The organism is Yokenella regensburgei, assembly GCF_003634235.1.
Classification (GTDB): domain Bacteria; phylum Pseudomonadota; class Gammaproteobacteria; order Enterobacterales; family Enterobacteriaceae; genus Yokenella; species Yokenella regensburgei.
In genome coordinates this window covers 521,966-547,969 of record NZ_RBIZ01000003.1, presented here as the reverse complement: position 1 = coordinate 547,969, position 26,004 = coordinate 521,966, and the positions used below count along the sequence as shown (strand labels likewise).

26 protein-coding genes and 1 other annotated feature are annotated in these 26,004 nt (G+C 57.0%); of the genes, 12 read left to right on the top strand and 14 right to left on the bottom strand.

Annotation, left to right across the window (positions count from 1 at the left end; all coding sequences use genetic code 11):
• Positions 1 to 315: 315 nt before the first annotated feature.
• Together C7387_RS02615 and C7387_RS02605 are read right to left on the bottom strand one after the other, a co-directional pair.
• A complete protein-coding gene (locus tag C7387_RS02615; RefSeq protein ID WP_120815976.1) occupies positions 316 to 1,929 on the bottom strand; it encodes a restriction endonuclease in 1,614 nt (537 codons plus the stop codon).
• Positions 1,930 to 2,290: 361 nt separating this feature from the next.
• Positions 2,291 to 2,590, bottom strand: a complete 300-nt coding sequence (locus C7387_RS02605) for a SymE family type I addiction module toxin (protein ID WP_120815974.1) — start codon at positions 2,588 to 2,590, stop codon at positions 2,291 to 2,293.
• Positions 2,591 to 3,146: 556 nt separating this feature from the next.
• Here C7387_RS02605 and C7387_RS02600 point away from each other — a divergent pair.
• Positions 3,147 to 5,108 (top strand): TonB-dependent receptor plug domain-containing protein, encoded by a 1,962-nt coding sequence (locus tag C7387_RS02600; RefSeq protein ID WP_158592513.1) that lies wholly within the window; start codon positions 3,147 to 3,149, stop codon positions 5,106 to 5,108.
• Positions 5,109 to 5,119: 11 nt separating this feature from the next.
• Positions 5,120 to 5,998 (top strand): ABC transporter substrate-binding protein, encoded by an 879-nt coding sequence (locus tag C7387_RS02595; protein WP_120815972.1) that lies wholly within the window; start codon positions 5,120 to 5,122, stop codon positions 5,996 to 5,998.
• A gap of 3 nt (positions 5,999 to 6,001) precedes the next feature.
• Here the strand turns inward: C7387_RS02595 and cobT are convergent, their stop codons facing one another.
• The 8 genes from cobT to dacD form a co-directional block, all read right to left on the bottom strand.
• Positions 6,002 to 7,057, bottom strand: a complete 1,056-nt coding sequence (gene cobT, locus C7387_RS02590) for a nicotinate-nucleotide--dimethylbenzimidazole phosphoribosyltransferase (protein ID WP_006820713.1) — start codon at positions 7,055 to 7,057, stop codon at positions 6,002 to 6,004.
• 15 nt (positions 7,058 to 7,072) lie between these two features.
• Positions 7,073 to 7,813: an adenosylcobinamide-GDP ribazoletransferase gene (gene cobS / locus C7387_RS02585; protein WP_038256556.1), complete on the bottom strand. Its 741-nt coding sequence runs from the start codon at positions 7,811 to 7,813 to the stop codon at positions 7,073 to 7,075.
• On the bottom strand, positions 7,810 to 8,352 hold the full coding sequence (cobU, locus tag C7387_RS02580) for a bifunctional adenosylcobinamide kinase/adenosylcobinamide-phosphate guanylyltransferase (protein ID WP_006820715.1): 543 nt from the start codon (positions 8,350 to 8,352) through the stop codon (positions 7,810 to 7,812). Before cobU ends, cobS begins: the two co-directional genes overlap by 4 nt.
• The gene (locus C7387_RS02575; protein WP_120815971.1) at positions 8,349 to 9,842 is read right to left on the bottom strand and encodes a cobyric acid synthase; all 1,494 of its coding nucleotides are present in this window, start codon (positions 9,840 to 9,842) and stop codon (positions 8,349 to 8,351) included. Before C7387_RS02575 ends, cobU begins: the two co-directional genes overlap by 4 nt.
• Positions 9,843 to 10,022: 180 nt before the next feature.
• The gene (locus C7387_RS02570; RefSeq protein ID WP_006820717.1) at positions 10,023 to 10,343 is read right to left on the bottom strand and encodes a DUF496 family protein; all 321 of its coding nucleotides are present in this window, start codon (positions 10,341 to 10,343) and stop codon (positions 10,023 to 10,025) included.
• A 165-nt stretch (positions 10,344 to 10,508) separates the two neighbouring features.
• The gene (locus tag C7387_RS02565) at positions 10,509 to 11,567 is read right to left on the bottom strand and encodes an FUSC family protein (RefSeq protein ID WP_038256553.1); all 1,059 of its coding nucleotides are present in this window, start codon (positions 11,565 to 11,567) and stop codon (positions 10,509 to 10,511) included.
• Between the two features lie 103 nt (positions 11,568 to 11,670).
• Positions 11,671 to 12,144, bottom strand: coding sequence for a DNA gyrase inhibitor SbmC (sbmC, locus tag C7387_RS02560; RefSeq protein WP_038256550.1), 474 nt, complete (start codon positions 12,142 to 12,144; stop codon positions 11,671 to 11,673).
• A gap of 146 nt (positions 12,145 to 12,290) precedes the next feature.
• On the bottom strand, positions 12,291 to 13,463 hold the full coding sequence (dacD, locus tag C7387_RS02555) for a serine-type D-Ala-D-Ala carboxypeptidase DacD (RefSeq protein ID WP_120815970.1): 1,173 nt from the start codon (positions 13,461 to 13,463) through the stop codon (positions 12,291 to 12,293).
• A gap of 205 nt (positions 13,464 to 13,668) precedes the next feature.
• Here dacD and sbcB point away from each other — a divergent pair, with 205 nt between their 5' ends.
• Positions 13,669 to 15,093, top strand: coding sequence for an exodeoxyribonuclease I (gene sbcB, locus C7387_RS02550; protein ID WP_244922330.1), 1,425 nt, complete (start codon positions 13,669 to 13,671; stop codon positions 15,091 to 15,093).
• 58 nt (positions 15,094 to 15,151) lie between these two features.
• On the opposite strand, the gene plaP is transcribed toward sbcB, so the two are convergent.
• From plaP to C7387_RS02530, 4 genes are all read right to left on the bottom strand, one after another.
• On the bottom strand, positions 15,152 to 16,510 hold the full coding sequence (gene plaP / locus C7387_RS02545; protein ID WP_038256546.1) for a putrescine/proton symporter PlaP: 1,359 nt from the start codon (positions 16,508 to 16,510) through the stop codon (positions 15,152 to 15,154).
• A complete protein-coding gene (gene yoeI, locus C7387_RS02540; RefSeq protein WP_112471449.1) occupies positions 16,500 to 16,562 on the bottom strand; it encodes a membrane protein YoeI in 63 nt (20 codons plus the stop codon). The genes plaP and yoeI overlap by 11 nt, the downstream gene beginning before the upstream one ends.
• A gap of 236 nt (positions 16,563 to 16,798) precedes the next feature.
• On the bottom strand, positions 16,799 to 17,713 hold the full coding sequence (locus C7387_RS02535; RefSeq protein ID WP_006820724.1) for a LysR substrate-binding domain-containing protein: 915 nt from the start codon (positions 17,711 to 17,713) through the stop codon (positions 16,799 to 16,801).
• A 41-nt stretch (positions 17,714 to 17,754) separates the two neighbouring features.
• A complete protein-coding gene (locus C7387_RS02530; protein WP_006820725.1) occupies positions 17,755 to 18,579 on the bottom strand; it encodes an SDR family oxidoreductase in 825 nt (274 codons plus the stop codon).
• A gap of 174 nt (positions 18,580 to 18,753) precedes the next feature.
• Between C7387_RS02530 and hisL the strand changes: the two genes are divergently transcribed.
• The 9 genes from hisL to hisIE all read left to right on the top strand — a co-directional run bounded on the left by hisL (position 18,754) and on the right by hisIE (position 25,959).
• Positions 18,754 to 18,804: a his operon leader peptide gene (hisL, locus tag C7387_RS02525; RefSeq protein WP_112471448.1), complete on the top strand. Its 51-nt coding sequence runs from the start codon at positions 18,754 to 18,756 to the stop codon at positions 18,802 to 18,804.
• Positions 18,780 to 18,904 (top strand) — a sequence feature (His leader region). (Overlaps the previous gene by 25 nt.)
• A 45-nt stretch (positions 18,905 to 18,949) precedes the next feature.
• A complete protein-coding gene (gene hisG / locus C7387_RS02515) occupies positions 18,950 to 19,849 on the top strand; it encodes an ATP phosphoribosyltransferase (protein ID WP_040903737.1) in 900 nt (299 codons plus the stop codon).
• Between the two features lie 5 nt (positions 19,850 to 19,854).
• Positions 19,855 to 21,159: a histidinol dehydrogenase gene (gene hisD / locus C7387_RS02510; protein WP_120815968.1), complete on the top strand. Its 1,305-nt coding sequence runs from the start codon at positions 19,855 to 19,857 to the stop codon at positions 21,157 to 21,159.
• Complete coding sequence (gene hisC, locus C7387_RS02505; RefSeq protein ID WP_120815967.1) at positions 21,156 to 22,217, top strand: histidinol-phosphate transaminase; 1,062 nt, start codon at positions 21,156 to 21,158, stop codon at positions 22,215 to 22,217. Before hisD ends, hisC begins: the two co-directional genes overlap by 4 nt.
• Positions 22,214 to 23,281 (top strand): bifunctional histidinol-phosphatase/imidazoleglycerol-phosphate dehydratase HisB, encoded by a 1,068-nt coding sequence (gene hisB, locus C7387_RS02500; protein WP_120815966.1) that lies wholly within the window; start codon positions 22,214 to 22,216, stop codon positions 23,279 to 23,281. The genes hisC and hisB overlap by 4 nt, the downstream gene beginning before the upstream one ends.
• Positions 23,281 to 23,871: an imidazole glycerol phosphate synthase subunit HisH gene (gene hisH / locus C7387_RS02495; RefSeq protein WP_120815965.1), complete on the top strand. Its 591-nt coding sequence runs from the start codon at positions 23,281 to 23,283 to the stop codon at positions 23,869 to 23,871. The genes hisB and hisH overlap by 1 nt, the downstream gene beginning before the upstream one ends.
• Complete coding sequence (gene hisA, locus C7387_RS02490) at positions 23,871 to 24,608, top strand: 1-(5-phosphoribosyl)-5-[(5-phosphoribosylamino)methylideneamino]imidazole-4-carboxamide isomerase (RefSeq protein ID WP_120815964.1); 738 nt, start codon at positions 23,871 to 23,873, stop codon at positions 24,606 to 24,608. Before hisH ends, hisA begins: the two co-directional genes overlap by 1 nt.
• The gene (gene hisF, locus C7387_RS02485; RefSeq protein WP_038256538.1) at positions 24,590 to 25,366 is read left to right on the top strand and encodes an imidazole glycerol phosphate synthase subunit HisF; all 777 of its coding nucleotides are present in this window, start codon (positions 24,590 to 24,592) and stop codon (positions 25,364 to 25,366) included. Before hisA ends, hisF begins: the two co-directional genes overlap by 19 nt.
• Positions 25,360 to 25,959: a bifunctional phosphoribosyl-AMP cyclohydrolase/phosphoribosyl-ATP diphosphatase HisIE gene (gene hisIE, locus C7387_RS02480; RefSeq protein WP_038256535.1), complete on the top strand. Its 600-nt coding sequence runs from the start codon at positions 25,360 to 25,362 to the stop codon at positions 25,957 to 25,959. Before hisF ends, hisIE begins: the two co-directional genes overlap by 7 nt.
• Positions 25,960 to 26,004 lie beyond the last annotated feature (45 nt).

Below are 26,004 nucleotides of genomic sequence, written 5' to 3'. Positions count from 1 at the left end.
ACCGTTATGGAACGTGTAATATCTTTTCGTTGCTTCAAGGTGGGAATTTGCATCACATGTCCATACCAATCTGTAGTCCGGATCCAACAATTTACGAGCAGGATATCCCTGTGGACCGGCAAAGCAAAACAAATCTAAACCATCATCATTTGTTCATAGCTCATGCATCATAATTTTGTTCTCATAACAAATACCTAGCAGGGCAGAAATTTCTGCCCTAAGTCAAAGCCATTGAATTACTTGACTAAAAAGCTCGCGCTGAATTTCTCATCGTGAACATTCGCTACAAGCATTAGTCCGAATCTGGATCAGTAATTAAAAATTTGGGTTGATACGAGCTGATACCCCAGCATGCTCTTTCAGGAGGTAAAGAAGCCCGCCTCCATCAATGAGTTCGATTGGTTTGTCTTCGCAGAAACGATATGCGTCTTTACCGTATTGACTTGTACATACCAGAATTCCTTTGTTAGCACCTTCATTCATCATTGTTCCATAAAGATCTCTAACAGAACTGACACCGACAGTATCTTTATATCTTTTAGCCTGAATCACCACTTTGCCACCGAGGATCGGACGAGTGTCGAATGCCACCGCATCAACGCCGCCGTCTTTTGTACCTCTGGTGAGTTTGGTGTCCAGTCCCATTTGAGTGAAAAGATTTGATACTAACACCTCAAATTCTGACGGTGAAAGTTCCATAAGGTTTGGTCGTGTTTCAAGGGCAGACAAAGCATCACCTTGTTCAATGAAGCGTTTATCAACCATGTTGAATTCGATAATAGGCTTTACTGCCTGGAGTTCATCTGGCCGCCCTGAAACTTGTGCACCTAAACTTCTAAGGCATGCACTCTTTTCGACCCTTTCCAGTTTTATTTGCATGAAATCATCCTTGTGAGCACGGGCAGATACTAATGTGACTTTGGTGTCATGCCCGCTCGTAGGATCGATAGTTTCGATTACACCGTTAAACAGAACTGACGTTAAAGCAGATGCCTTGTCAGCTTCGAAAAGCTCATGCATTGTGCGGAGTGTGATCGCGGCGATTATATTCTGATAGAGTTCTTTGATCTCGCTAATCTTTCGCGCCTTGGCATCAATGGCATCTCTTGTTTTGACATATCTGTATTCCAACTCGCGTGGTACTACTGCAATTTCAGGTAAGTTGTATTCAACCACCAACTCCTTGCTGTCAGGTAAATAGGCCAACCTAAAGGTTTGGGGAAAGTAATTCTCAGGATATTCAGACCGTGTCAACACCATTTCGCAATAAGCTAATATGCTGTCAGGATCGCAGTTGAGATAGTCTTGCTCAAACTGGTCAACTTCGTCGTGCTGACTTTTTATTTCTTCGAGGTAAGCAGTTCTTCGGGTCTGATAATCAGCAACTAAAGCATCAAGCTCAACTTTCTGACTTGAAAGTTTAACTGAATGATCTTCCTTACTTTTACTGAAAGACTCTTCTGCACTCTGCAATTCTCGATAATATTTGTTCTTTACCCATGGGAAAATAGTCTTCCATGCAGCCGGAGCGTTCACGACTTTCATCTCTGGCTCAGGGTCTGGTAAGAGATGTTTGGGTGTTTTGAAGTCTTCGAATTTTGGGAGTTTTTTCAATGCCGAAAAATCAATCGAATCGTCAAATTCGAGGGTGTGTTCCAGAAGTGTAGAAAGCGCGGTAATATTCTCGTTCAGCTCAGCATTTAGATCGGAAACTTCATCTTGACGCCCCTCCAGATACATGGCTTTTGCTAACTTATCAGCCTCTTTTTGGCCGCGAATTCTCTGAGCATTATCACGTTTTATTTCGCGTTCTATACGGCGAACTTCGGCAAGATGATGACGTTCTGACCTCTTTCGCTCACGCTCTGCTGCTGCAACGGCTCTGCCTGTAGCACGTATAAAACCTTCAAACCCTGATCTCCGTCCCATCCCAGTCCCCACAGCCTCCAACCGAAAAGTTCAATTTGTAACAAGTGAAGTTGCCTCAAGCAACCGTCTACTTTACTAAACTGCACTTAATTTACTCCATTAGCATCGAGCCAATCTATAACATTTGAGAAAAGCAATCAGCTTATATCTCAAAATACGTAGGTTTGTTACCTCCTGATGAGTCTGATTGACCTGCTCCCCATTGATTAACACAGACAAATGTAGCAACGTCTGTTTTGGCACGAAAAGGTCTGTCAAACTAACCTCATCGGCAACCAAAATAACCTGAGCCTCTAATATAAAGAGCCTGCCTGCGGCAGGCATCTTACATCCTAACTCCTAAGAGCAAGCTCTTACCCCTTCAAACCCTACTCATCCCCGCCTTTAACCCTTTCAGTACCTCTTTGTACTGCTTCAGTTGCTGTCGCAGATCCTGGGTTTCGTTGTTATCCGGGATCAACACAATGCAATCGCCCGCGATCTTCACCGTCAGGCCATTACCGGTTTCAAACCCGGCTTCGCGTAGCCATTTGCCGGAAAGATTGATTGCAGGGGTGCTGGTGTCGCCACGATTTGGCAGGTAGCCAACGGTGTAGCGGCGCTGTGTTTTGCTAGAAGCAGATTCGGTAGTTGCCTGGTCTTGGGATGAGACAGTAGTCATGCGGTTATCTCCAGTGTAGGTCTTAAATTCCGCCACAGGAGGTTCCAATCTCGTAGGTGGCGGACTGAACAGGGTTGGAACTACCGGCTACACTGAAACCAGCGCACCTGACGGTGCCCCTGCTCAGCCCACCATAATTTGGCATAACTAAGCGCACGACACAAAAAAAGACGCAGCGCGTCTTGTGTCGCCAGTGTATCTCGCAGGGTTCCAATCCTGGTTCCTGATTGTGCAGGAACGGGAAAAAGATACGCCGCTAAATCGTTTTCAACAATACCTTGTTCCGGAATGGCGATCGCATATTAAGAAAACAGCCTCACTATTTATTCAAGCCAGAAATGACACTCCATAAATAATCATCAATATGTATACCACTCCCCTAAAGCCCCTGCCCTTGCCCCTGCCACCCAGATCGCAAAATCATCACCCCACATCGCTATATCTTTAGTTATATAACGATGAAATGACCCGCATCAAAAAACGGTTCACGGTTTTCCCTTTAACTGTGCTCGCTGTACCTCATAACTCTAACACTATAAATATAAAGGTTTTCTTAATGCGCACTGCTTTCTCGCCTCTGGCACTTTACCTCTTTACCCCGCTCTCTCTCGCCGCAGTTTCGGATGTCGAAGACGTCATCGTGGTGACCGGCGACAACCGTAACGCACAGCAACAGGCATCGTCCTCGGTCTCAGTGAGTCGCGAAACGATGGAACAACAGGGTAGCCTGACGGTGGTCGATGCCCTGCAGCATGTGTCGGGCATTCAGCTTCGCTACGGCGGTCAGGGCGTTCCGCAGCTTGATATCCGTGGCTATAAGTCGAGGGATATCACCTTTCTGGTCAACGGCGTGCCGCAGAACAGCGCGTGGGATAGCCAGTTCGATCCGCAGCTGATTCCGGTGGGACTGATTGAACGCATCGATATCACCAAAGGCGGCTCCGGATCGCTGCTGTACGGGTCCGGCGGCTTCGGCGGCGTGATTAATGTCATCACCCGTCAGAGCGATGGCGAACCGCACAGCGCACTCGCGGTCGGCGCGGGCAACGGCGGGCACTACACCGCAAACGCCAGCACCAGCGGAGCCGCCGGGGCGCTGGATTATGCCGCAAGCTACGCCTACGACGGCAAAGACGGCTTTCCGATGGCGGCAGATTTTACCCCCAGCGGGCAGCAGGGCGACGGGCGGCGCAACAACAGCGATAACCGCAACCACGCCCTCGCCACCTCCCTCAACTGGCAGGTCAGCGAAGACACCCGCCTGGGGCTGAACCTCAACTATCGCCACGACAGCTGGGGCGTTCCCGATAAGCTGGGCGGCAGCGGCGGTGGCGGTGGTGGCAGCGGCGGTGGCGGAAAAGGTAACGCAAAAGCCGGAGGGAGTGCAGGCGGCGGTAATGGTCCGGCGTGGAGCGATATGCGGGTCGAGCCGCTGGAGCACTACGATGTGCAGACCACCTTCTCCCACCAGCTGACGGGCAGCAACACCATGCGCGGCTACGCGTGGTACAGCCACGAAACCCGCGATAACCAGTACCGCGAGAAATCTGCCGATCGCCAGCAACGCACCCGTACTGAGAGCTACGGCAGCAATCTGCAGTGGATAAACCAGCTGAGCCGCCAGCACACGCTCACCAACGGTATCACGCTCGCGGAAGACCGCTGGCGCTGCAACGGCGACGACTGCGACGCGCAGCAAAACCGCCAGAGTATCGCCCAACAGGACTGGGTGGCGGAATACCAGTTCCAGCCCGACGATACCCTTGGCCTGACGCTCAGCGGCGCGCTTTACCACAACGATCGCGCCGGGGGCACCGACTACGCCGCGCAGGCTGCTGGCTACTGGTATCCCTGGCACGACACGCGCCTCTTCACTACCGCCGCGCGGCGCATCCGCTTCCCGGATCTCAGCCAGCTTTACGACATCGAGTACGGCAACAGTACGCTGGTGCCTGAGACCTCGCACTACTTCGAGGCCGGCGTCGAGCAGGCTCTGTTTAACCGTGTGCAGCTTCGGCTCAGCGCCTGGGTCAGCGACGTCTATCACCATATCGAAAAATCAGCGCTGACCGATCGCTTCACTAATTTTGACCATTACCGCTTCTGGGGCATTGAGCCCGGTGTTCACTATTTTATTTCTGAAGATACCGACTTAAGCCTCGGCTACGCGTGGCTTAAGGCGGAGAACAAGGGCGATGACTCCACCCGTTCGGCGTTGCAGGGCCGCCCCACCCACAGCGCATGGCTTGCGCTGAACACCCGTCTGCCGCTGGATCTCTCGGCTTCGGTCAGGGTGGAGAGCTTCCGGGACTCGGTGCAGTACCAGGGCCAGAGTGAGACGCCAGTGAAGCTCGACAACTATACCCTCGTGGGTCTCAGCCTCTCCGGGCCGTCGCCGTGGGCGCCGCTCTCCTGGCAGTTCACCGTCAATAACCTGTTCGACGAAAACTATGCCCAGGCGCTGAACTTCCCGCGCCCCGGCCGCGAGTACCTGTTGCAGCTAAAAATGAATTTTTAAAGGAACGGACCATGTTGAATCATCGAAAGCACCTCTGCGGCGCGCTGCTGCTGACCAGCCTGCTCATCCCCTCGTTTGCCAGCGCCCGGCAGACTTCGCCTGCACCCATTCGGGTGGCGGTGATCGGTGGGATGATGTACTCGAATCTGTGGCAGACGCTCAGCGCCCGCTTCGAGCAGCAGCACCCGGAATACCGTATTGAGGTGGTGGCGAAAGGCCAGCGGCCAAAACTGGCGAAGGCGATGGAGGAAGGCAAAGTTGACCTGCTGACCATGCACTCCGGCGATATCACGACCGATCTGGTTGCTAACGGCCACGGTATACATATGCGCCCGTGGACGCGTAACGATCTGGTTATTTGGGGGCCGAAAGAGGATCCGGCGGGGATTCGCGGGATGAAAGACGGTGCACAGGCGCTGGCGAAAATTGCCGCCAGCCGCAGCCCGTGGGTAGATTTTCAGGGCGTCGGGCCGCGCGAAATGGCGCACAGCCTGTGGGCCCGCGCCGGGGTAAGACCGGTGGGTGACTGGGTGCTGAAAGACGATTTACCCGGCGGGCGCGGGATCCTGAGCCAGGTTGCTGATCGCCACGCTTACATCATCACCGGGCGGATGCCGGTGCTGCTGGGCAAGTGGACGCCGGATCCGCGTATCGAGATCCTCGTTGACGGTGACCCGACGATGCGCCGCCCGTATATCGTGATGGAAACCAATCCGCATCGCCATCCGGGGGTGAACAGCGCCGGAGCCCGGGCGCTGGCAGATTTTCTGCTAAGCTCCGACACCCAGCGCTTTTTGCTGAGCTATGACGGCAGCGTGAAAGACGGCAGGCCGCTGTTTTACCCGGTCTGGCCGCAGTGTAAAAGCCGCCAGACCGCGTGGTGCCACTAAGCCTTACGCCGTGGGCAGCACAATGTTGCTGCCCGCCAGGGTGCCCATGTTGTTGTGCATGTTGCAGGCGGCCTCGACGATATGCATCGCCAGCGCCGCCCCGCTCCCTTCGCCAAGGCGCATCTCCATGTTGAGATACGGCTCCAGCTGCAGCGCGTTGAGCGCAATACGCGCGCCCTTCTCGGCAGAAAAATGTGAAGGAATGAGGTACGGCTTCACCGCCGGAGCGATCCGGCACGCCGCCAGCGCCGAGGCGTAGGAAAGGAAGCCGTCAAGCACCACCGGCAAGCCGCAGGAGGCGGCACCCAGCATCACCCCGGTCATTCCCAGCAGATCAAAACCGCCCACCTTCGCCAGCACGTCGAGGCCGTCTGCGGCGTTCGGCTGGTTGTGGGCAATGGCTCGACGCACCACCGCTACCTTGTTGGAGATCTGGCTCTGCGGCAGGTTGGCGCCAATGCCCACCACCTCCTGCGGATCGTGGTCGGTCAGCACGCTCACCACCGCCGCCGCCGGGGTGGTGTTCGCCATCCCCAGTTCGCCCACGCCAAACAGCGTGACGCCGCTGGCGGCCAGGTCGCGGGTGTAGTTGATGGTAGAGCGCAGCAAAGACTCCGCCTGTTCGCAGGTCATTGCCGGTTCGCGGGCGATGTTGCCGCAGCCCCGTGCCATCTTCATGTCGATGACGCCGGGAATAGGATCGGCGTTGATACCCACATCAATCACATGCACCTTTGCGCCCGCCTGGGCCGCCAGTACGCACACGCCGGTGCTGTGTCGCAGCATGTTGGCGGTCTGAATGGCCGTGACCACCTGTGGTGAAATGGCAACGCCTTCATCCCACACGCCGTGGTCGGCGCACATTACCAGAATGGCCTTGTTATCAACCTGCGGTTTGCCGCCAAGCCCCGGCATTCCCGCCAGCTGTACCGCCAGCGACTCCAGCCGCCCAAGGCTGCCGGGGGGCTTCAACAGGCCATCAATATGCTGCTGCGCGCGGGCCATGGCGTCATGGTCCGGAGTGGGTATCGAGTTCAGTAAGGTGTGCAAATCTTGCATCGACAGGATCCTTTGTTAGAGCAGCGCCAGCAGGAAAACGATTTCACCCACTTCAATGGCTGCACCGAGAGTATCGCCCGTTTGTCCGCCCAGAATACGTTTGAGCCACTGGCCGAACAGCCAGACCACCACGAAGGTGAACAACAGCGCGGTCAGACCGTTAATCCCCAGCAGCGCGATGACGACAACGGCGGCAAGGGCCAGCGTGATGGCCGTCTGTTTAAAGCTGATTTTGTTGATGAACAGGTTGCCCATGCCCTCTTCTCGGGCATAACGCTGGCCGTACATCAGAAGTACCGACATGCCGCGCCCGCAGGCACAGGCCGCCGCCAGCGCCGCCAGCATATTCTCGCCGCGCAGGGCAAGCTCGCTTACCACCAGCACTTTCGCCAGCAGGACAAACACCAGCGCCAGCCCGCCGTGGGTGCCAAGGCGGCTGTCGCGCATGATCTCAAGCATCCGCTCGCGCGGACGCGCGGAGAACACGCCGTCGCAGGTATCCGCCAGCCCGTCGAGGTGCAGGCCGCCGGTCAGCAGCGCCAGCGCCAGCACGGCAAACAGCGCTGCCAGCGGGGTGCCGCACCAGTGGTTCAGCAGCACAAACACCACCCCACTCAGGCCGCCCAGCAGCAGGCCGATAACCGGAAAGGTGACGATGCCGCGCACGTAATCCGGCGTGTCCAGCCCCTGTGACCAGCGCTGTGGCACCGGCAGACGGCTCATAAAGGACAGCATGGCGAAGAAAACCCTGTTCATTTTATTTTGACTCCCAGTCCTGATACCACCAGCCAGACGTCGTCTGCCGCCTGCGCCAGTTTTTGATTCATCCGCCCGGCGATATCGCGAAAATGCCGCGCCAGGCGATTCTCCGGCACAATGCCCATTCCCACTTCATTCGTCACCAGCACCACCTGCGCCGGACACTGCCGGCACAGCGCGATAAGCGTGTCTATTTCATTCCCCACGGCTTTCTCCAGGGCGTCATAATCCCAGTGCTGCGGATCGCCGTCGCCACCTTCGGCAAACAGAATATTGGTGATAAGCGTGGTGACGCATTCCAGCAGGATGGCGTCATCCGCAGAGCGCTGTGGGGTGATAATCGTGTCGAGGTGCTGCCAGCGCTCTTCGGTGTGCCAGTGCGCCGGGCGGCGCTCGCGGTGATGCTCCACCCGCTGCGCCATTTCATCATCGTAAATCTGCGAGGTGGCGATGTAGATCACTTCTCGTGCGTCATGCAGCAGCGATTCCGCGTGCTGGCTTTTGCCGCTGCGCGCTCCGCCGGTTATAAGGATCATGCTGTGGGTTCCTGATGTTCGCGCATTATCTGATAGATTCGCTGAATATCGATATTCTCGCGCATTCCCGCCGCCAGCACATCAAATTGCTGTGCTTTATAATCGGCATAGCTCTGCACTACCGTCTGCTGAGGCAGGCCTTTGCGGGCCCGCAGGCTGTTGACCACCCCACCGGTAAAGGCGTCGTTGTCAAAAAGGCCGTGCAGATAAGTGCCGAATGCCAGCCCGCTGTCGTCCACCGCCCCGAGCGCGGTGTCGTACTGCATCGCCTTCTGGCAACCCGGCTGAAGAGTGGTTTGCCCCATGTGAATTTCATAACCGTTCAGGAAAAGCCCTGACAGCGGCGCCAGCCAGCCCGGCAGGTTATCGCTGAGCTGAACGGTGGTCTGCACCGTCGTTTTCACCGCTTCAAAGCGGGTGGTGGCATTGAGCAGCCCAAGCCCGGACTGGCGCCCCATCCCGGACTCTATTTCATCGAAAATCACATCACCCATCATCTGATAGCCGCCGCAGACGCCGATCACCGGTACACCGCAGCGGTGCGCTTCCAGCACCGCCTGCGCCATTGCCGTCTGACGCAGCCAGTCGAGATCGCCGAGCGTGTTTTTACTGCCGGGCAGGATAATCAGGTCGCAGTCCGCCAGCGCCTCCGGGTGGCGCACGTAGTGAACGTTAACGCCCGGCTGGGCGCTGAGCGGGTTGAAATCGGTGAAGTTGGCGATATGCGGGAATTCAACCACCGCGATATTCACCGAGGCCTCCGGCGACAGCCGCGCCCGGCGATACTGCAGCGCCACGCCGTCCTCTTCTTCAAGATCGACGTTAAGCCACGGCATGACCCCCAGCACCGGGACACCGGTGAGTAATTCAATCTGCTCAAGGCCCGGCTGCAGCAGCGACACGTCACCGCGGAATTTGTTGATGATGACGCCCTTCACCCGCCAGCGCTCGCTCTCCTGCAGCAGCGCCAGGGTGCCGTAAATCGAGGCAAACACCCCGCCCTTATCGATGTCGGCGACGAGGATAACCGGGCATTCGGCCATCTCCGCCATGCCCATATTGACGATATCGCGATCGCGCAGGTTGATTTCCGCCGGGCTGCCCGCGCCTTCCAGCACCAGCACGTCAAACGCTTCCGCCAGGCTGCGCCATGCGCCGAGGATCGTTTCACGCAGCTGCGGTTTGTAGTGATGGTAGCTGACCGCGTCCATCGACTGTGCCACTTCACCCATCAGAACCACCTGCGCCTGACGGTCGGTGGTTGGTTTCAGCAAAATAGGGTTCATCCGCACGTCGGGGCGAATACCCGCCGCTTCAGCCTGAAAGATTTGTGCTCGGCCCATCTCTTTTCCGTCATCGGTAATGCCGGAGTTGAGCGCCATGTTTTGTGATTTGAAAGGAGCTGATTTGAGACCGTCCTGGTGAAAGATCCGGCAAAGCCCGGCGACCAGAACGCTTTTTCCGACATCCGATGCCGTGCCCTGCAGCATGACGGATAACACCTGTGGTTTTTGTTTCACCGTATTGACCCACCGAATCGAAAGCGCATGAATGAGCGCTATGATAAATAAGCGGAAACGGTATTCCTATGATTTGTGCAGGATTTTGACAAGAAAGGTAACAAGAAAAAAAGAAAACGGTGAGAGGGAGACTCTCACCGCCGTCATGCATTATTCAGCTTTGTTTTCGCCCATCACTTTCAGCTTTTTAGAGATGTCGCGACGCTCTTTGGAGAGCTCGGCGTTTTTGATGATGTAGTCATCAACGCGGTCTTCGTAGTCGGTCTTCATGCTGGCGATGATGCCCTGAATGGCTTCAACGCTCATGCCCGGCTTGATGTAATCACTCAGGTTGTCGAGCAGCAGAACGCGTTTCTGGTTGTCACGGATCTTTTTCTCAACGTCCTGAATTTCACGCTGCAGCTTGTTTTTGCGGCGGAACAGACGAACAAACTCCAGTACGTCCTGGAACGACGGCTTAGTTGTTTCCATTTTTACACCCCTGATTTTTGAGCTTCGGATTCGTTAAAGCGGCTGCTATCGGGCTACATTACGCATAGCAATCGCTGATGACAATGGTTTTTGCTTTGGGCCCATCATAACCCTAAATGCTGCTGAATCGAAACAACCTGGCGTAAAAGCCAGCTCATTAGTCTTTTATTTGCGCAATGCCCGGCAAATCAGATGCGACAGCAGCTCAAGCTGGCGTGCCAGCTCCATGCTGAGCCACACGTAGCCGTGAATAGGCGTCTCCGACAGTTTCTCTCCCTGGTACTCCTGCATCAGCTGGCGCAGCTCGGCGACGATGTCGTTAAGCTTTTCGGTATTCGCAAGGATCGGCTGCGGGTTGCCCTCGTACAGCGCATGAGCGATGGTCAGCAGGGTTTGCTGAGTCATCTGCTGCGTGTCGCGCAGCGTGTGGGCGTTCAGCATCACGAAGTGGCTGGCGCGCGAGGCCCAGTGGGCGTTGATTTGCAGCTCGAGCATGCACACCAGGTTACGGCTGACGGTCTGAATACCTTCGAAAATGGCCTTCTGGATATGCGTTTCTTTGCTGGCGGGCGTAATAAAGCCGCGCATCTTCACCACTTCACCGAGCATTTTTTGCAGGTGTTTGTCGATACGCGGGCGCTCGACCAGGTTGGGCGACACGCTCGCCTGATAGAGGCGGTTGTACTGGGTGACGAAGCTCGCCATCTGAATGCGCCAGTGCAGGAACGCGCGCTGCGGAAAGACCCCGGTGAACAGCATGGCCAGCAGCGAGCCGAAGATAACGTCACCGCTTCGCCACAGCGCGGTGGTTAAATCCCCCGGCGGTGCGCCGACCACTACTGCGAGGGTGATACCGATAAGCAGCGCCTGATAGGGCTTCTTCCCGAGCGCCAGCCAGCCGCAGAGGAACATGGCGGCGGCGCACCAGATAAGCATCAGCGGTAAAGACATCAGCTCCAGCTTCAGCGCCACCAGGCCCAGCGCGGAGCCGAGGATGGTGCCGCCAATGCGTTCGAACGCACGCGGCACCACGTTGCCCCAGAAGGAGATAGGCCCCATCACCACCACCAGGGTAATGAGCGGCCAGGTGCCTTCCGGGATATCGAACCAGCGGACAAGAAGAAAGGTCAGTATAAACGCCAGGGCTATCCGCACCCCGTGAACCACACGGTAATGGCGGTATAGCCGAATCTCAAAAGGACTCAGGGATTTGTCAGCACGCACACCCGCACTCCGGCAAGCTGTAGAAAGCACAATTGTAACGGGTTTTCTGCTGAACGCATCACATGACTGCCAAAAACCTTGCCCATTGCAGGGTCAAAAAATGCTACCCGGCCTTGCGCTCTACGGCGACGTACATTTCAATGTCCCAGAAGCCATCCTGGTTGCCGTCGTTCAGGTACACTTCAAAGCAGGGTTTCGGCGCGCACTGCCAGTCTTCGTCTTTCAGCAGGCTTTCGAAGAACTGGTACCACGGGGTGGAGAAATCAAAGTTGGTGACCCGCGCTTTCGCCACGGCGTACTCTCCCCCTTCCACTTCGGTTTTGATCACGCCTTCGCTGTTCGCAGGAATAACGAAATCTTCATGCACCGCCACAACGGTCGCACAGCGCAGCTTTTCTGCCGGAACGACTTCAGGGTTATCGTAATACACCGCCAGCCACTCGAGCGCCGGGATCTGCCTGCCATCCACCCATTTCATCAGCTGCTCAAACCCCTCTTTGACCTTCTCCTCCCAGGGGCCAACCATGTGAAAACCGGCGATCGTACGCTTGTCATGTTCTCTGATGCTGTAGTTCATTGTGCCTCCACCCATGTTGAGATACTGGATAAATATACATATAAAATGTAGCCAGGGTCTGAGCAGAAGTATGTGCGATATTTCACAGAATTGAGAACCGCGGGAAGGAACCAGGTGGCGCGATGGCCACCTGGTGGTTATCAGGATCAGGACTTGTGCTTCAGCCAGTCGCTAAAGCGGGAGAAAATACCCCCTTTTTCAACGCTTTCCAGCGTCACCAGCGGCCAGCGGGCCACGATTTTATCGCGATCGTAAAGCTCGATTTCCCCCACGCGCTGATTCGCGGCAATCGGCGCTTCCAGCTCTTTACGGTCGAGCACGTATTTCGCTTTAATGTTCTGAATTTCCGCCTTCGGCAGCGCCAGCCAGTAGTCCTGGTCGGTGCCTAACGAAATCTTCTCTTTATCGCCGTACCAGATACGCTCCAGGCCCACCTGCTTACCTTTAGTCAGGATCTGCACGGTTGAAAAGTTCTGCTGGCCCCACTGCAGGAGCTTACGCGCCTGCTCTTCACGCCCTTTCGGGCTTTCGGCGCCCATCACTACCGCAATCAGGCGACGGTTGCCGTCTACGGCTGAGGCAATCAGGTTGAAGCCCGCGCCGGAAGTGTGCCCGGTTTTCAGACCATCGACGTTCATGGTTTTATCCCACAGCAGCCCGTTTCGGTTCTGCTGGGTGATGCCGTTCCACGTCAGGCTCTTTTCGCTGTACATCTTATAGACTTCCGGCTCGCCGTGGATAATGGCGCGGGAAAGCACCGCCAGGTCGTAGGCGGAGCTGTGCTGGCCCGGCGCATCCAGACCATGCACGGTTTCGAAATTGGTGTCGGTCAGACCCAGCTTCTTCACGTAGTCGTTCATCATCTTCACGAACTGCGGCTGGCCACCGGCGATGTAGTCCGCCAGCGCTACGCAGGCGTCGTTGCCGGAATCGATAATCATCCCACGGCTCAGGTCACGCACCGTCAGACGGTCGCCCGGCTTCAGGAACATCAGCGAGGAACCTTCGAAGACCGGATTGCCTTTGGCCCACGCATCGCGGCCCACGGTGACCATGTCATTGGATGAAATACGGCCGCTGTCGATAGCGCGGTCGACGACATAGGCCGTCATCAGCTTAGTCAGGCTGGCGGGGTTGCGCTGCTGGTGTTCGTTGCCGGCGTTTAAAATTTGGCCCGTGGTGTAATCCATTAATACCCACGATCCGGCCTGAATCGCCGGCGCTGCAGGAGTGAACTCAATAGGGTCGGCGGCCTGCGCAGACGAGATACCGATCGCAAATACAGATGCGACAATAAACAAACGGCGTTTCAACAGCATATCCTCAATGTCGTTTTAAAATCGTTGACCTTTTTACGGAAGTTCGCGCCGCTTCGCAGCAATTAATTGCAAAAAAGTGTGACAGCCCCCACTACCCGCGCGTGCTTTTTTGTGCATTTACTCGAGAAAGCCCGCCTTTTACTTCGGATGTGATGGCCGGATGGTTTACCATAGCGGGTCAATCTCATTCAGGATGGAGCTTCGGGTGTCTGATTCTGCAACGCAGCCAACTTTTCTCTTTCACGACTACGAAACCTTCGGTATCAGCCCGTCGCTGGACCGGCCGGCGCAGTTTGCGGCAATCCGTACCGATGCCGATTTCAACATCATCGGCGAGCCAGAGGTGTTTTACTGCAAGCCCGCTGACGACTATCTGCCGCAGCCGCAGGCGGTGATGGTCACCGGCATTACGCCGCAGGAAGCGCTGGCAAAAGGCGAGAACGAAGCCGCCTTCGCCCGCCGTATTCACGACCTCTTTACCGTGCCGAAAACCTGCGTAGTGGGCTACAACAACGTCCGCTTTGATGACGAAGTCACGCGCAATATTTTCTATCGCAACTTTTACGATCCCTATGCCTGGAGCTGGCAGAACGATAACTCCCGTTGGGATCTGCTCGACGTGATGCGCGCCTGCTACGCCCTGCGCCCGGAAGGCATCAACTGGCCGGAGAACGATGACGGTCTGCCGAGCTTCCGCCTTGAGCATCTGACCAAAGCCAACGGCATTGAGCACAGCAACGCCCACGACGCGATGGCCGACGTCTATGCCACCATCGCGATGGCGAAGCTGGTGAAAACCCAGCAGCCGCGGCTGTTCGACTACCTGTGGTCGCATCGCGGTAAGCATAAGCTGACGGCGCTGATTGACGTGCCGCAGATGAAACCGTTGGTGCATATCTCCGGCATGTTTGGCGCGTGGCGCGGCAACACCAGCTGGGTCGCTCCGCTGGCCTGGCACCCGGAAAATCGTAACGCCGTCATCATGGTTGATCTCGCGGGCGACGTCACCCCGCTGCTGGAGCTCGACAGCGATGCGCTGCGCGAGCGCCTGTACACCGCCAAAGCCGACCTGGGTGACGATGCCGCCGTACCGGTAAAACTGGTACACCTCAACAAGTGCCCGGTGCTGGCGCAGGGCAATACCCTGCGTCCGGAAGATGCCGACCGTCTGGGCATTAACCGCCAGCACTGCCTTGATAACCTGAAGCTGCTGCGCGATAACCCGCAGGTGCGCGATAAGGTGGTGGCCATTTTTGCCGACGCCGAGCCGTTTGTGCCGTCAGAGAACGTCGACGCCCAGCTGTATAACGGCTTTTTCAGCGACGCCGATCGCGCCGCGATGCGTATCGTGCTGGAGACCGAGCCGCGCAACCTGCCGGCGCTGGACATCACCTTCGCCGATAAACGCATCGAACGTCTGCTGTTTAACTACCGGGCGCGCAACTTCCCGGGCACGCTGGACGAAGCCGAGCAGCAGCGCTGGCTGGAGCATCGTCGCAATGTGTTTACCCCGGAATTCCTGCAGGCCTACGCCCAGGAGCTCGAGATGCTGTACGGTCAGTATGAAGGGAATAACGAGAAGCTGGGGCAGCTGAAAGCGCTCTGGCAGTATGCACAGGACATTGTCTGAGGCATAAAAAAACCGGAGACTCAGTCTCCGGTTTTTTTTAACTGATGCGATGCTGCGATTACGCTACATCTTCGTACTGCGGAACCGGGTTGCGGAAGCTTTTAGTCACGCAGGCCAGGTAAATCAGGCCGATACCCGCCCAGATAAGACCCAGTACCATCGAGCTCTCTTCCAGGTTCACCCACAGCGCGCCCACGGTCAGGGCACCACACATCGGCAGGAACAGATACTGGAAGTGGTCTTTCAGCGTTTTGTTGCGCTTCTCACGGATCCAGAACTGCGAGATAACCGACAGGTTCACGAAGGTAAACGCCACCAGCGCACCAAAGTTAATCAGCGCCGTCGCCATCACCAGATCGAAGTTAATCGCCAGCAGGGCAATAGCCCCCACCAGAACAATGTTCATCGCCGGAGTACGCCATTTCGGGTGTACATAGCCGAAGAAGCTTTTCGGGAACACGCCGTCACGACCCATCACGTACATCAGACGTGCCACACCGGCGTGCGCTGCCATGCCGGAAGCCAGAACGGTGATGGTGGAGAAGATCAGCGCCCCAACCTGGAAGGTTTTACCCGCCACGTACAGCATGATTTCCGGTTGAGATGCATCCGGATCTTTAAAGCGAGAGATATCCGGGAAGTACAGCTGCAACAGGTAGGTGGAAACGATAAAGATAAGACCACCAATCAGCGCCGTCAGGAAAATCGCCCGCGGGATCACGCGCTCTGCGTCTTTGGTTTCTTCAGACAGGTTACTGATCCCATCAAAACCAGTGAACGAGAAGCACAGGATAGTCGCCCCGGTAATCATCGGGATCACGTGCGCATCGCCGGACCAGAACGGACGGGTGCTGGTCAGCGTACCGGCACCTTCACCGCCGAACACACCGAAGATAACCATGCCGAGGATCACCGCAATCAGCACCACCTGCAGCACCACGATAACGGTGTTGAAGTTGGCAACCGATTTCAGGCTACGCAGGTTAAAGGCGGTCATGAAGGCGACCAGCGCCACGACGAACATCCACGAGGGTATCGACGGCACCAGGGCTTCAAAATAGATTTTCGCCAGCAGAATGTTGATCATCGGCGCGAACAGGTAGTCGAGCAGAGAGGACCAACCCACCATGAAGCCAACGGTCGGGCTAATGGATTTCTGGGCATAGGTATAGGCTGAGCCCGCAGACGGATAGCGGCGAACCAGCTTCCCGTAGCTCAGTGCGGTAAACAGAATCGCGATCAGCGCGAAGGCGTAAGCCGTCGGCACGTGACCGTCTGTTAAACCAGAGACGATACCAAATGTATCGAACAGCGTCATCGGCTGCATATAGGCAAGGCCCATCATGACAACCGGAACCAGCGTAAGCGTTTTACGTAATTCTACGCGAGAGGTGTTTGGAGTAACGTTAAGCGACATGGAAATCTCCTTTCACGGTGATAACCGTCGCGTAAGCAAAAAATTGCCCCATTTTTGTGGAATCCTCGGCGACAACAACTGTCGATTTTTAGTAAATATCTATCCGGTACGAAGCCCGGCCTCTTGGTTTTTTTGAATGACTTTGCTCGATGCAAAAAAATAACCGACGCGTTTAATTTCGTCGGTTTATCTCTGATTTTGCAGGCGGCGTATTGTGCCCTCAACATTTAGCAAAAACAAGACAATGAGTGCATGCTCACGCAAAAGTTTTGCCTAAATGGCTGATTTTCAATCACCCGATTTCTGGTAAACCTTGGCGATAGCACTATTTGCTAAAATAGACTCCCGCCACCAGGCGCTGGCGAGGCCGGCGGCCTGCTCATTCCAGCCTATCCATGCAGGGTCAAGAACCTGTTCCGGTGAGACTTTTTTCGCCACCAGCGCACCGGTTTCCAGTAGCCGATGCGCCATATAGCGCGGTATATAGCCGCACGCCAGACCGCTCAACTGCAGCTCAAGTTTAGTCTTATAATCGAAAACCGTGATGGCTTGTTGATCGTCCAGCCGTTGGCGATGCGCCGAAGTGGCTGAAGCGTGTGGCTCCCCCACAACCACGGCGCGATGACGCTTCAGGATCCGGCGGCTCAGCGGTTCCGGTTCCTGCGCCAGCGGATGCTGCGGTGCCACCACAAACACCTGCTCCAGTTCGCCAAGCGGAGCGAAGGCATAACCACTCAGCGAGGGGGGCGTTCCGAGCGCGCCTACGACGATATCGGCACTGCCCTGCATCAGCCGCTCCCAGGGGTTCTCCGGCTCGCCGCGCACAAAGGTCAACCGCGTCACGCCATACTGCTGGCAGAAGGTATCAATCAGCGGCGTTAGCAGCGAAAACGGGAACGTATCATCGACGCTAATCACCAGCGCGTTCTCCCAGCCTTCGTTGAGTTTTACCGCCTGCTGTTCCAGTTCGCGCACGCTGTGCAGCACTTCACGCCCTTTCTCGAGCAGCATTTGTCCTGTTCGGGTGAACTTTGCACGATGGCCGCTGCGGTCAAGCAGTTGAATATTGAGGTCGCTTTCGAGTTTATGAATGGTGTAGCTGAGGGCGGAAGGCGTTTTATAGAGCTTTGCCGACGCCGCGGCAAAGCTCCCTTCTTTTTCAAGAGCATCAAGAATAATGAGGACATCCAGTAGTGGCTTCATCGTCGCCTCCCCTGCAAAAGGCTACTCCCGCCACACGAATGTCACTCCATCGGCATTACCAGCGGGTCCGGGTACTGATATTCAAATCCCAGTTCGTTGCAGATCCGGTTGCCATCAATAATTTTGCCTTTATCGTTCTTGTCACCCACGCCGAACGTCGGGGGTTCAAGCCCCAGCTCGCGGGCCATCTGCGGGTAGAACTCCGCACGCGTTGGATGCTTAGGTGCACATATATTATAGATGTGTCCGCCGCTCGGAGCCTGTAACAGCAGCGTAATCGCGGAGACAACGTCTTCCAGATGCACCAGATTGACCCCATGCTGGCCGTCCGGCGCTGATTTTCCGGCGAAGAAACGGCCCGGATGACGCCCCGGCCCTACCAGCCCGGCGAGACGTACAATATCCACCGAAGTGCCCGGCAGGTTATGCAACCAGTCTTCCAGCTCTTTCAACACCCTACCGCTGAGCGTCGTCGGTTCGCGCCGGGTGTTCTCTTTCACCGTACCGCTGACGTTGCCATACACGGAGGTGGAACTGGTAAAGATGATGCGAGGAATTTGATGCGCCAGCGCAGAGTCGACAATCTCCTGCACCGCCTGCAGATAGAAATCATCGCCCGGCCCGCTGCGGCGTGCCGGAAGCGTAATCACCAGGGCATCAACGTTCATCAGCGCATCCAGGTCATCGGCTTCGCAGACCAGCTGCGGCTCCAGACGTAAAGGATAGCTGTCGATACCGCACATCCTTGCCGCTTCCACTCCGTCCTGAGTGGTTTTGCTGCCGGTGACCTGCCAACCCCGCGCCGTCAATGACAGCGCCAGCGGCATACCCAGCCAGCCTAATCCGACAATCGCGACCTTTTTCATGCGTTATCTCCTGAGGTGTTCACTCCAGTTAACAGGCTACGCCAGCGTGCCCCTGCTGACAATTTATAGCATCAATATGAAATCAATTAATCATAGAAAAAAGCCCTTGCTTTCGGTAGACGAACTGGTTTAGGTTAAAAGACATCTAGTGAATAAGCATTCAACGAGAAAATTATGATCTGCGTTCAATTCAAAAACCATCATCATCACCATCATCCTGACTAGTCTTTCAGGCGATGTGTGCTGGAAGACATTCAGATCTTCCAGTGGTGCATGAACGCAAGAGAGAGCCCCCGGAAGAGAATACTTCCGGGGGCTTTTTTATTGGGTCGGATCCAGAAGATTTAGACAGGTTAACGAGGAAACCACAATGTCAGACAACAATCGTTTACGCATAGCTATGCAGAAATCCGGGCGTCTTAGCGACGATTCACGCGAATTACTGGCCCGCTGCGGCATAAAAATCAACCTGCACACCCAGCGTCTGATTGCGCTGGCGGAAAATATGCCGATCGATATTCTGCGCGTACGTGATGACGACATCCCGGGTCTGGTGATGGATGGCGTGGTCGACCTCGGCATTATCGGCGAAAACGTGCTGGAAGAAGAGCTGCTGAACCGCCGCGCCCAGGGCGAAGACCCTCGCTATTTCACCCTGCGTCGCCTCGATTTCGGCGGCTGCCGCCTGTCGCTTGCCACCCCGGTGGATGAATCCTGGAATGGCCCTGCCGCCCTCGACGGCAAACGTATTGCCACCTCTTACCCGCACCTGCTGAAGCGCTACCTCGATCAGAAAGGCATCGCTTTTAAATCCTGCCTGCTGAACGGCTCTGTCGAAGTGGCTCCGCGCGCCGGGCTTGCTGACGCTATCTGCGACCTCGTCTCCACCGGAGCCACCCTCGAAGCCAACGGTCTGCGTGAAGTGGAAGTGATTTACCGCTCTAAAGCCTGCCTGATCCAGCGCGACGGCGAAATGTCGGACGTGAAGCAGCAGCTCATCGATAAGCTGCTGACCCGTATTCAGGGCGTTATCCAGGCCCGTGAATCGAAATACATCATGCTGCACGCCCCAACCGAGCGTCTGGACGAAGTGATTGCCCTGCTCCCGGGCGCCGAGCGTCCGACCATTCTGCCGCTGGCAGGCGATCAGCAGCGCGTGGCGATGCACATGGTCAGCAGCGAAACTCTGTTCTGGGAAACCATGGAAAAACTGAAGGTGCTGGGCGCCAGCTCCATTCTGGTTCTGCCAATTGAGAAGATGATGGAGTAACGCCAATGAGCTTCAACACGATTATCGACTGGAACCAGTGCAGCGCAGAGCAGCAAAACGCTCTGCTGATGCGCCCGGCGGTGGCGGCCTCAGAGAGCATTACCCGCACCGTAGCGGAGATCCTGGAAAACGTTAAAACCAACGGCGACGCGGCCCTGCGCGAGTATGGCGCAAAGTTCGACAAAACCACCGTCACCGCCCTAAAGGTCAGCGCGGCAGACATCGCCGCCGCCGGTGAACGCCTGAGCCCGGAGTTGAAACAAGCGATGGCGGTTGCGGTGCGCAATATTGAGCGCTTCCACACCGCTCAGCTGCTGCCCGCGGTTGATATCGAAACCCAGCCCGGCGTGCGCTGTCAGCAGGTGACGCGCCCGATGGCCTCCGTCGGCCTTTATATACCCGGCGGCAGTGCCCCGCTCTTTTCGACCGTTTTAATGCTCGCCACCCCGGCGCGCATTGCCGGCTGTCCGCGCGTGGTGCTGTGCTCACCGCCGCCGATTGCCGATGAAATTCTCTATGCCGCGCAGCTCTGCGGCGTGCAGGACGTGTTCAACGTCGGTGGCGCCCAGGCCATCGCCGCGCTGGCGTTTGGCAGCGAGAGTATTCCGGCGGTGGATAAGATTTTTGGCCCGGGCAACGCGTATGTGACCGAAGCGAAGCGCCAGGCCAGCCAGCGTCTGGACGGTGCGGCCATCGACATGCCCGCCGGCCCTTCGGAAGTGCTGGTGATCGCCGACAGCGGTGCCACCCCGGACTTCGTGGCTTCTGACCTGCTTTCTCAGGCCGAACACGGCCCGGACTCGCAGGTTCTCCTTCTGACGCCGGATGCCGGGATGGCGACCCTGGTCGCACAGGCCGTAGAGCGTCAGCTCGCCGACCTGCCGCGCGCCGAAACCGCGCGTCAGGCGCTGGCGGCAAGCCGCCTGATTGTTGCTGAAAGCCTGGCCCAGTGTGTGCAAATCTCCAACCTGTATGGCCCGGAGCACCTGATTATTCAGACCCGCAATGCCCGCAGCCTGGTGGATGACATTACCAGCGCCGGCTCGGTATTCCTCGGCGACTGGTCGCCGGAATCCGCCGGTGATTACGCCTCCGGTACCAACCACGTGCTGCCGACCTACGGCTATACCGCCACCTGTTCAAGCCTTGGGCTGGCGGATTTCCAGAAACGGATGACGGTGCAGGAGCTGTCCCGCGACGGCTTTGCAAGCCTCGCCAGCACTATCGAAACCCTGGCCGCCGCTGAGCGTCTGATGGCCCACAAAAACGCCGTAACGCTGCGCGTTGCCGCCCTCAAGGAGCAAGCATGAGCATCGAAGAGTTAGCCCGTGAGAATGTCCGTAATCTGACGCCATACCAGTCTGCGCGCCGCCTGGGGGGTAAAGGTGACGTCTGGCTCAATGCCAACGAATTCCCGACGGCGGTGCCGTTTGGCCTGACCCAGCAGACGCTGAACCGCTATCCGGAGTGTCAGCCAAAAGCGGTGATTGAGAACTACGCCCAGTACGCCGGGCTGAAGCCGGAGCAGGTTCTGGTAAGCCGTGGGGCGGATGAAGGGATTGAGCTGTTGATTCGTGCTTTCTGCGAGCCGGGCAAAGATGCCATTCTGTTCTGCCCGCCAACCTACGGGATGTACAGCGTCAGCGCCGAAACCTTCGGCGTGGAGTATCGCACCGTGCAGGCTCTGGACGACTGGCAGCTCAACCTCCCGGCCATCGCAGAGCAGCTCGACGGCGTGAAGGTGGTTTATGTGTGCAGCCCGAACAACCCGACCGGGCAGATTATCAATCCGCAGGATCTGCGCGTGCTGCTGGAGATGACCCGCGGTAAAGCGCTGGTCGTCGCCGACGAAGCGTACATTGAGTTTTGCCCGCAGGCGACGCTCGCTGGCTGGATCGCCGATTACCCGCACCTCGTGGTGCTGCGCACGCTGTCGAAAGCCTTTGCGCTGGCAGGCCTGCGCTGCGGCTTCACCCTCGCCAGCGAGCAGGTGATTAATTTGCTGCTGAAGGTGATTGCGCCGTACCCGCTCTCAACCCCGGTTGCTGATATCGCCGCCCAGGCGTTAACGCCGCTGGGCATTACCCAGATGCGCGAGCGAGTGGCGCAGATCCTGAGCGAGCGCCAGTATCTGGTGAGCCAGCTTCAGGAGACAGCGTGCGTCGAGCAGGTTTTCGATTCAAAAACTAACTACATTCTGGTGCGCATTACCGCCTCAAGTGCCGTATTTAAATCTTTGTGGGATCAGGGCATTATCTTACGAGATCAGAACAAACAACCGTCATTGAGCGGCTGCCTGCGGATAACCATCGGGACCCGTGCAGAGAGCCAGCGTGTGATTGATGCCCTGAGAGCGGAGAGTGTATGACCCAGAAGTTTCTTTTTATTGACCGTGACGGCACGCTGATTGCCGAGCCGCCGAGCGACTATCAGGTCGACCGCTTCGATAAACTCGCCTTCGAGCCGGAGGTGATCCCGACGCTGCTCAAGCTGCAGAAAGCCGGGTATCGCCTGGTGATGATTACTAATCAGGACGGGCTGGGGACCGACAGCTTCCCGCAGGCAGACTTCGATGGACCGCACGACCTGATGATGCAGGTGCTGACCTCTCAGGGCGTGACCTTCGACGAAGTGCTTATTTGCCCGCACCTGCCAGCGGATAACTGCGACTGTCGTAAGCCGAAAACCACCCTCGTGCGCCGCTGGCTTGAGCCGGGGATGATGGACGTTGCCAACAGCTATGTGATTGGCGATCGCGCCACCGATATTACGCTTGCCGACAACATGGGCATCGGCGGTCTGCGCTATGCGCGCGACACGCTGGGCTGGAACGCCATTGGGGAGCAGCTCACCGCCCGTGACCGCTACTCTCACGTTGAGCGTAATACTAAAGAAACGCAGATCGACGTGAAAATCTGGCTCGATCGCGAAGGGGGCAGCAAGATTAACACCGGCGTCGGTTTCTTCGACCATATGCTGGATCAAATTGCCACCCACGGCGGCTTCCGCACGGAGATAACCGTCAAAGGTGACCTGTATATTGACGATCACCACACCGTGGAAGATACCGGTCTGGCGCTGGGTGAGGCGCTGAAGCTGGCGCTCGGCGACAAGCGCGGCATCAATCGCTTCGGCTTTGTGCTGCCGATGGACGAGTGTCTCGCGCGCTGCGCGCTGGATATCTCCGGACGTCCACACCTCGAATATAAAGCCGAGTTCACCTACCAGCGCGTGGGCGATCTCAGCACCGAGATGATCGAGCACTTCTTCCGCTCGCTCTCCTACACCATGGGCGTGACCCTGCACCTGAAAACCAAAGGCAAAAACGATCACCACCGCGTGGAGAGCCTGTTCAAAGCCTTTGGCCGTACGCTGCGCCAGGCCATTCGCGTTGAGGGTGATACGCTACCGTCGTCTAAAGGGGTGCTGTGATGAACGTCGTTATCCTCGATACCGGCTGCGCCAACCTCAACTCGGTGAAATCAGCCATCGGCCGCCACGGCTATACGCCAACGGTCAGCCGCGAGCCCGACGTGGTGCTGCGCGCCGATAAGCTCTTTTTACCCGGCGTCGGTACCGCGCAGGCGGCGATGGACCAGCTGCGCGAACGCGAGCTGGTTGAGCTGATTAAGGTGTGCACCCAGCCGGTGCTCGGCATTTGCCTGGGTATGCAATTATTAGCCCGCCGCAGCGAAGAGACGCGCGGCGTGGACATGCTGGGCATTATCAATGCGGATGTGCCGAAGATGCTCGACCGTGGTCTTCCCCTGCCCCACATGGGCTGGAACCGCGTCTCGGCAAAAGCCGGGAACCCGCTGTTCCGCGGTATCGACGACGGCGCGTGGTTCTACTTTGTGCACAGCTACGCCATGCCGGTGAACGCGTGGACCATCGCCCAGTGCGAATATGGTGACCCCTTTACCGCCGCGGTGCAGAAAGATAATTTCTTCGGCGTGCAGTTTCACCCGGAACGTTCCGGTGCCGCCGGCGCGCAGCTGCTGAAAAATTTCCTGGAGATGTGATGATTATTCCGGCTTTAGATTTAATTGATGGCACGGTCGTGCGTCTCCACCAGGGGGATTACGCCCGGCAGCGCGACTACGGTAACGATCCGCTGCCGCGCCTGCAGGAGTATGCCGCCCAGGGTGCGGAAGTGCTGCACCTGGTTGATTTGACCGGCGCAAAAGACCCGAGCCAGCGGCAAATCCCGTTGCTGAAAAATCTCGTTGCCGGAGTCAGTGTGCCGGTGCAGGTTGGCGGCGGCGTGCGGACCGAAGATGACGTGGCCGCCCTGCTCAACGCGGGGGTCGCGCGGGTGGTGATTGGCTCAACGGCGGTAAAATCCCCGGACATCGTTCAGGGCTGGTTTAAACGCTTTGGTGCCGACAAATTAGTGCTGGCGCTGGACGTGCGTATAGATGAAAACGGTGTGAAGCAGGTGGCGGTCAGCGGCTGGCAGGAGAACTCCGGCGTGACGCTGGAGACGCTTATCGCAATCTATCAGTCGGTTGGGCTACAGCACGTGCTGTGTACCGATATTTCTCGCGATGGCACCCTCGCAGGCTCCAACGTGGCGCTGTATGAAGAAATCTGCGCCCGTTATCCGCAGGTGGCGTTTCAGTCCTCGGGCGGGATCGGCGGGCTTGGCGATATCGCCGCCCTGCGTGGGACCGGCGTGCGTGGCGTGATCGTCGGACGCGCGCTGCTGGAAGGTAAATTCAACGTGACGGAGGCCATCCTATGCTGGCAAAACGGATAATCCCCTGCCTGGACGTGCGTGATGGTCAGGTCGTAAAAGGCGTGCAGTTCCGCAATCACGAAATCATCGGCGACATCGTCCCGCTGGCAAAACGTTACGCAGAAGAAGGCGCCGATGAGCTGGTGTTCTACGATATCACCGCCTCAAGCGATGGCCGGGTGGTAGATAAAAGCTGGATTGAGCGCGTGGCGGAAGTTATCGATATTCCGTTTTGCGTGGCAGGCGGGATCAAATCTCTCGACGACGCCGCCAGAATTCTCTCATTTGGTGCCGACAAAATTTCGGTGAACTCCCCGGCGCTGGCGGACCCGTTGCTTATCACTCGTCTGGCGGACCGCTTCGGCGTGCAGTGTATTGTCGTGGGTATCGATACCTGGTTTGATAGCGACACCGGCAAATACCACGTCAATCAGTATACCGGTGATGAAAGCCGTACCCGCGTTACGCAATGGGAAACCCTCGACTGGGTGCAGGAAGTGCAAAAACGCGGCGCGGGTGAGATAGTCCTGAACATGATGAACCAGGACGGCGTGCGTAACGGTTACGATCTTGAACAACTGCGTAAGGTCCGCGAGGTGTGCCACGTGCCGCTTATTGCCTCCGGCGGCGCCGGGACCATGGAGCACTTCCTCGACGCCTTTCGGGTGGCGAACGTCGACGGGGCGCTGGCGGCCTCGGTGTTCCACAAGCAGATTATTAATATTGGTGAACTAAAAGCGTACCTGGCCGCACAGGGCGTGGAGATAAGGGTATGTTAACAGAGCAACTGGACTGGCAAAAAACCGACGGACTGATGCCCGCCATTATTCAACACGCGGTTTCTGGTGAAGTGCTGATGCTGGGCTATATGAACCAGGAAGCGCTGGCGAAGACCCAGGCCACCGGCAAGGTGACGTTCTTCTCACGCACCAAACAGCGTCTGTGGACCAAGGGGGAAACCTCAGGCAATTTCCTCAGCGTGGTCAGTATCGCCCCGGACTGCGATAACGACACCCTGCTGGTGCTGGTCAACCCGACTGGCCCAACCTGCCACAAAGGCACCTCCAGCTGCTTTGGCGAGAACAGCCACCAGTGGCTGTTCCTCTGGCAGCTCGAACAGCTGCTGGCAGAACGTAAATCTGCCGACCCGGCAAGTTCATACACCGCGAAGCTTTACGCCAGCGGTACCAAGCGGATTGCCCAGAAGGTAGGTGAAGAAGGTGTGGAAACCGCCCTCGCCGCCACGGTCAACGATCGTCACGAGCTGACCAACGAGGCCTCAGATCTGATCTATCACCTGCTGGTGCTGCTGCAGGACCAGGAGCTCGATTTAACCACCGTGATTGAGAACCTTAGAGCACGGCACAAATAAAAAAAAGGCCCGGCAGCCGTTGCGCCGGGCCTTTTTCATTTCATC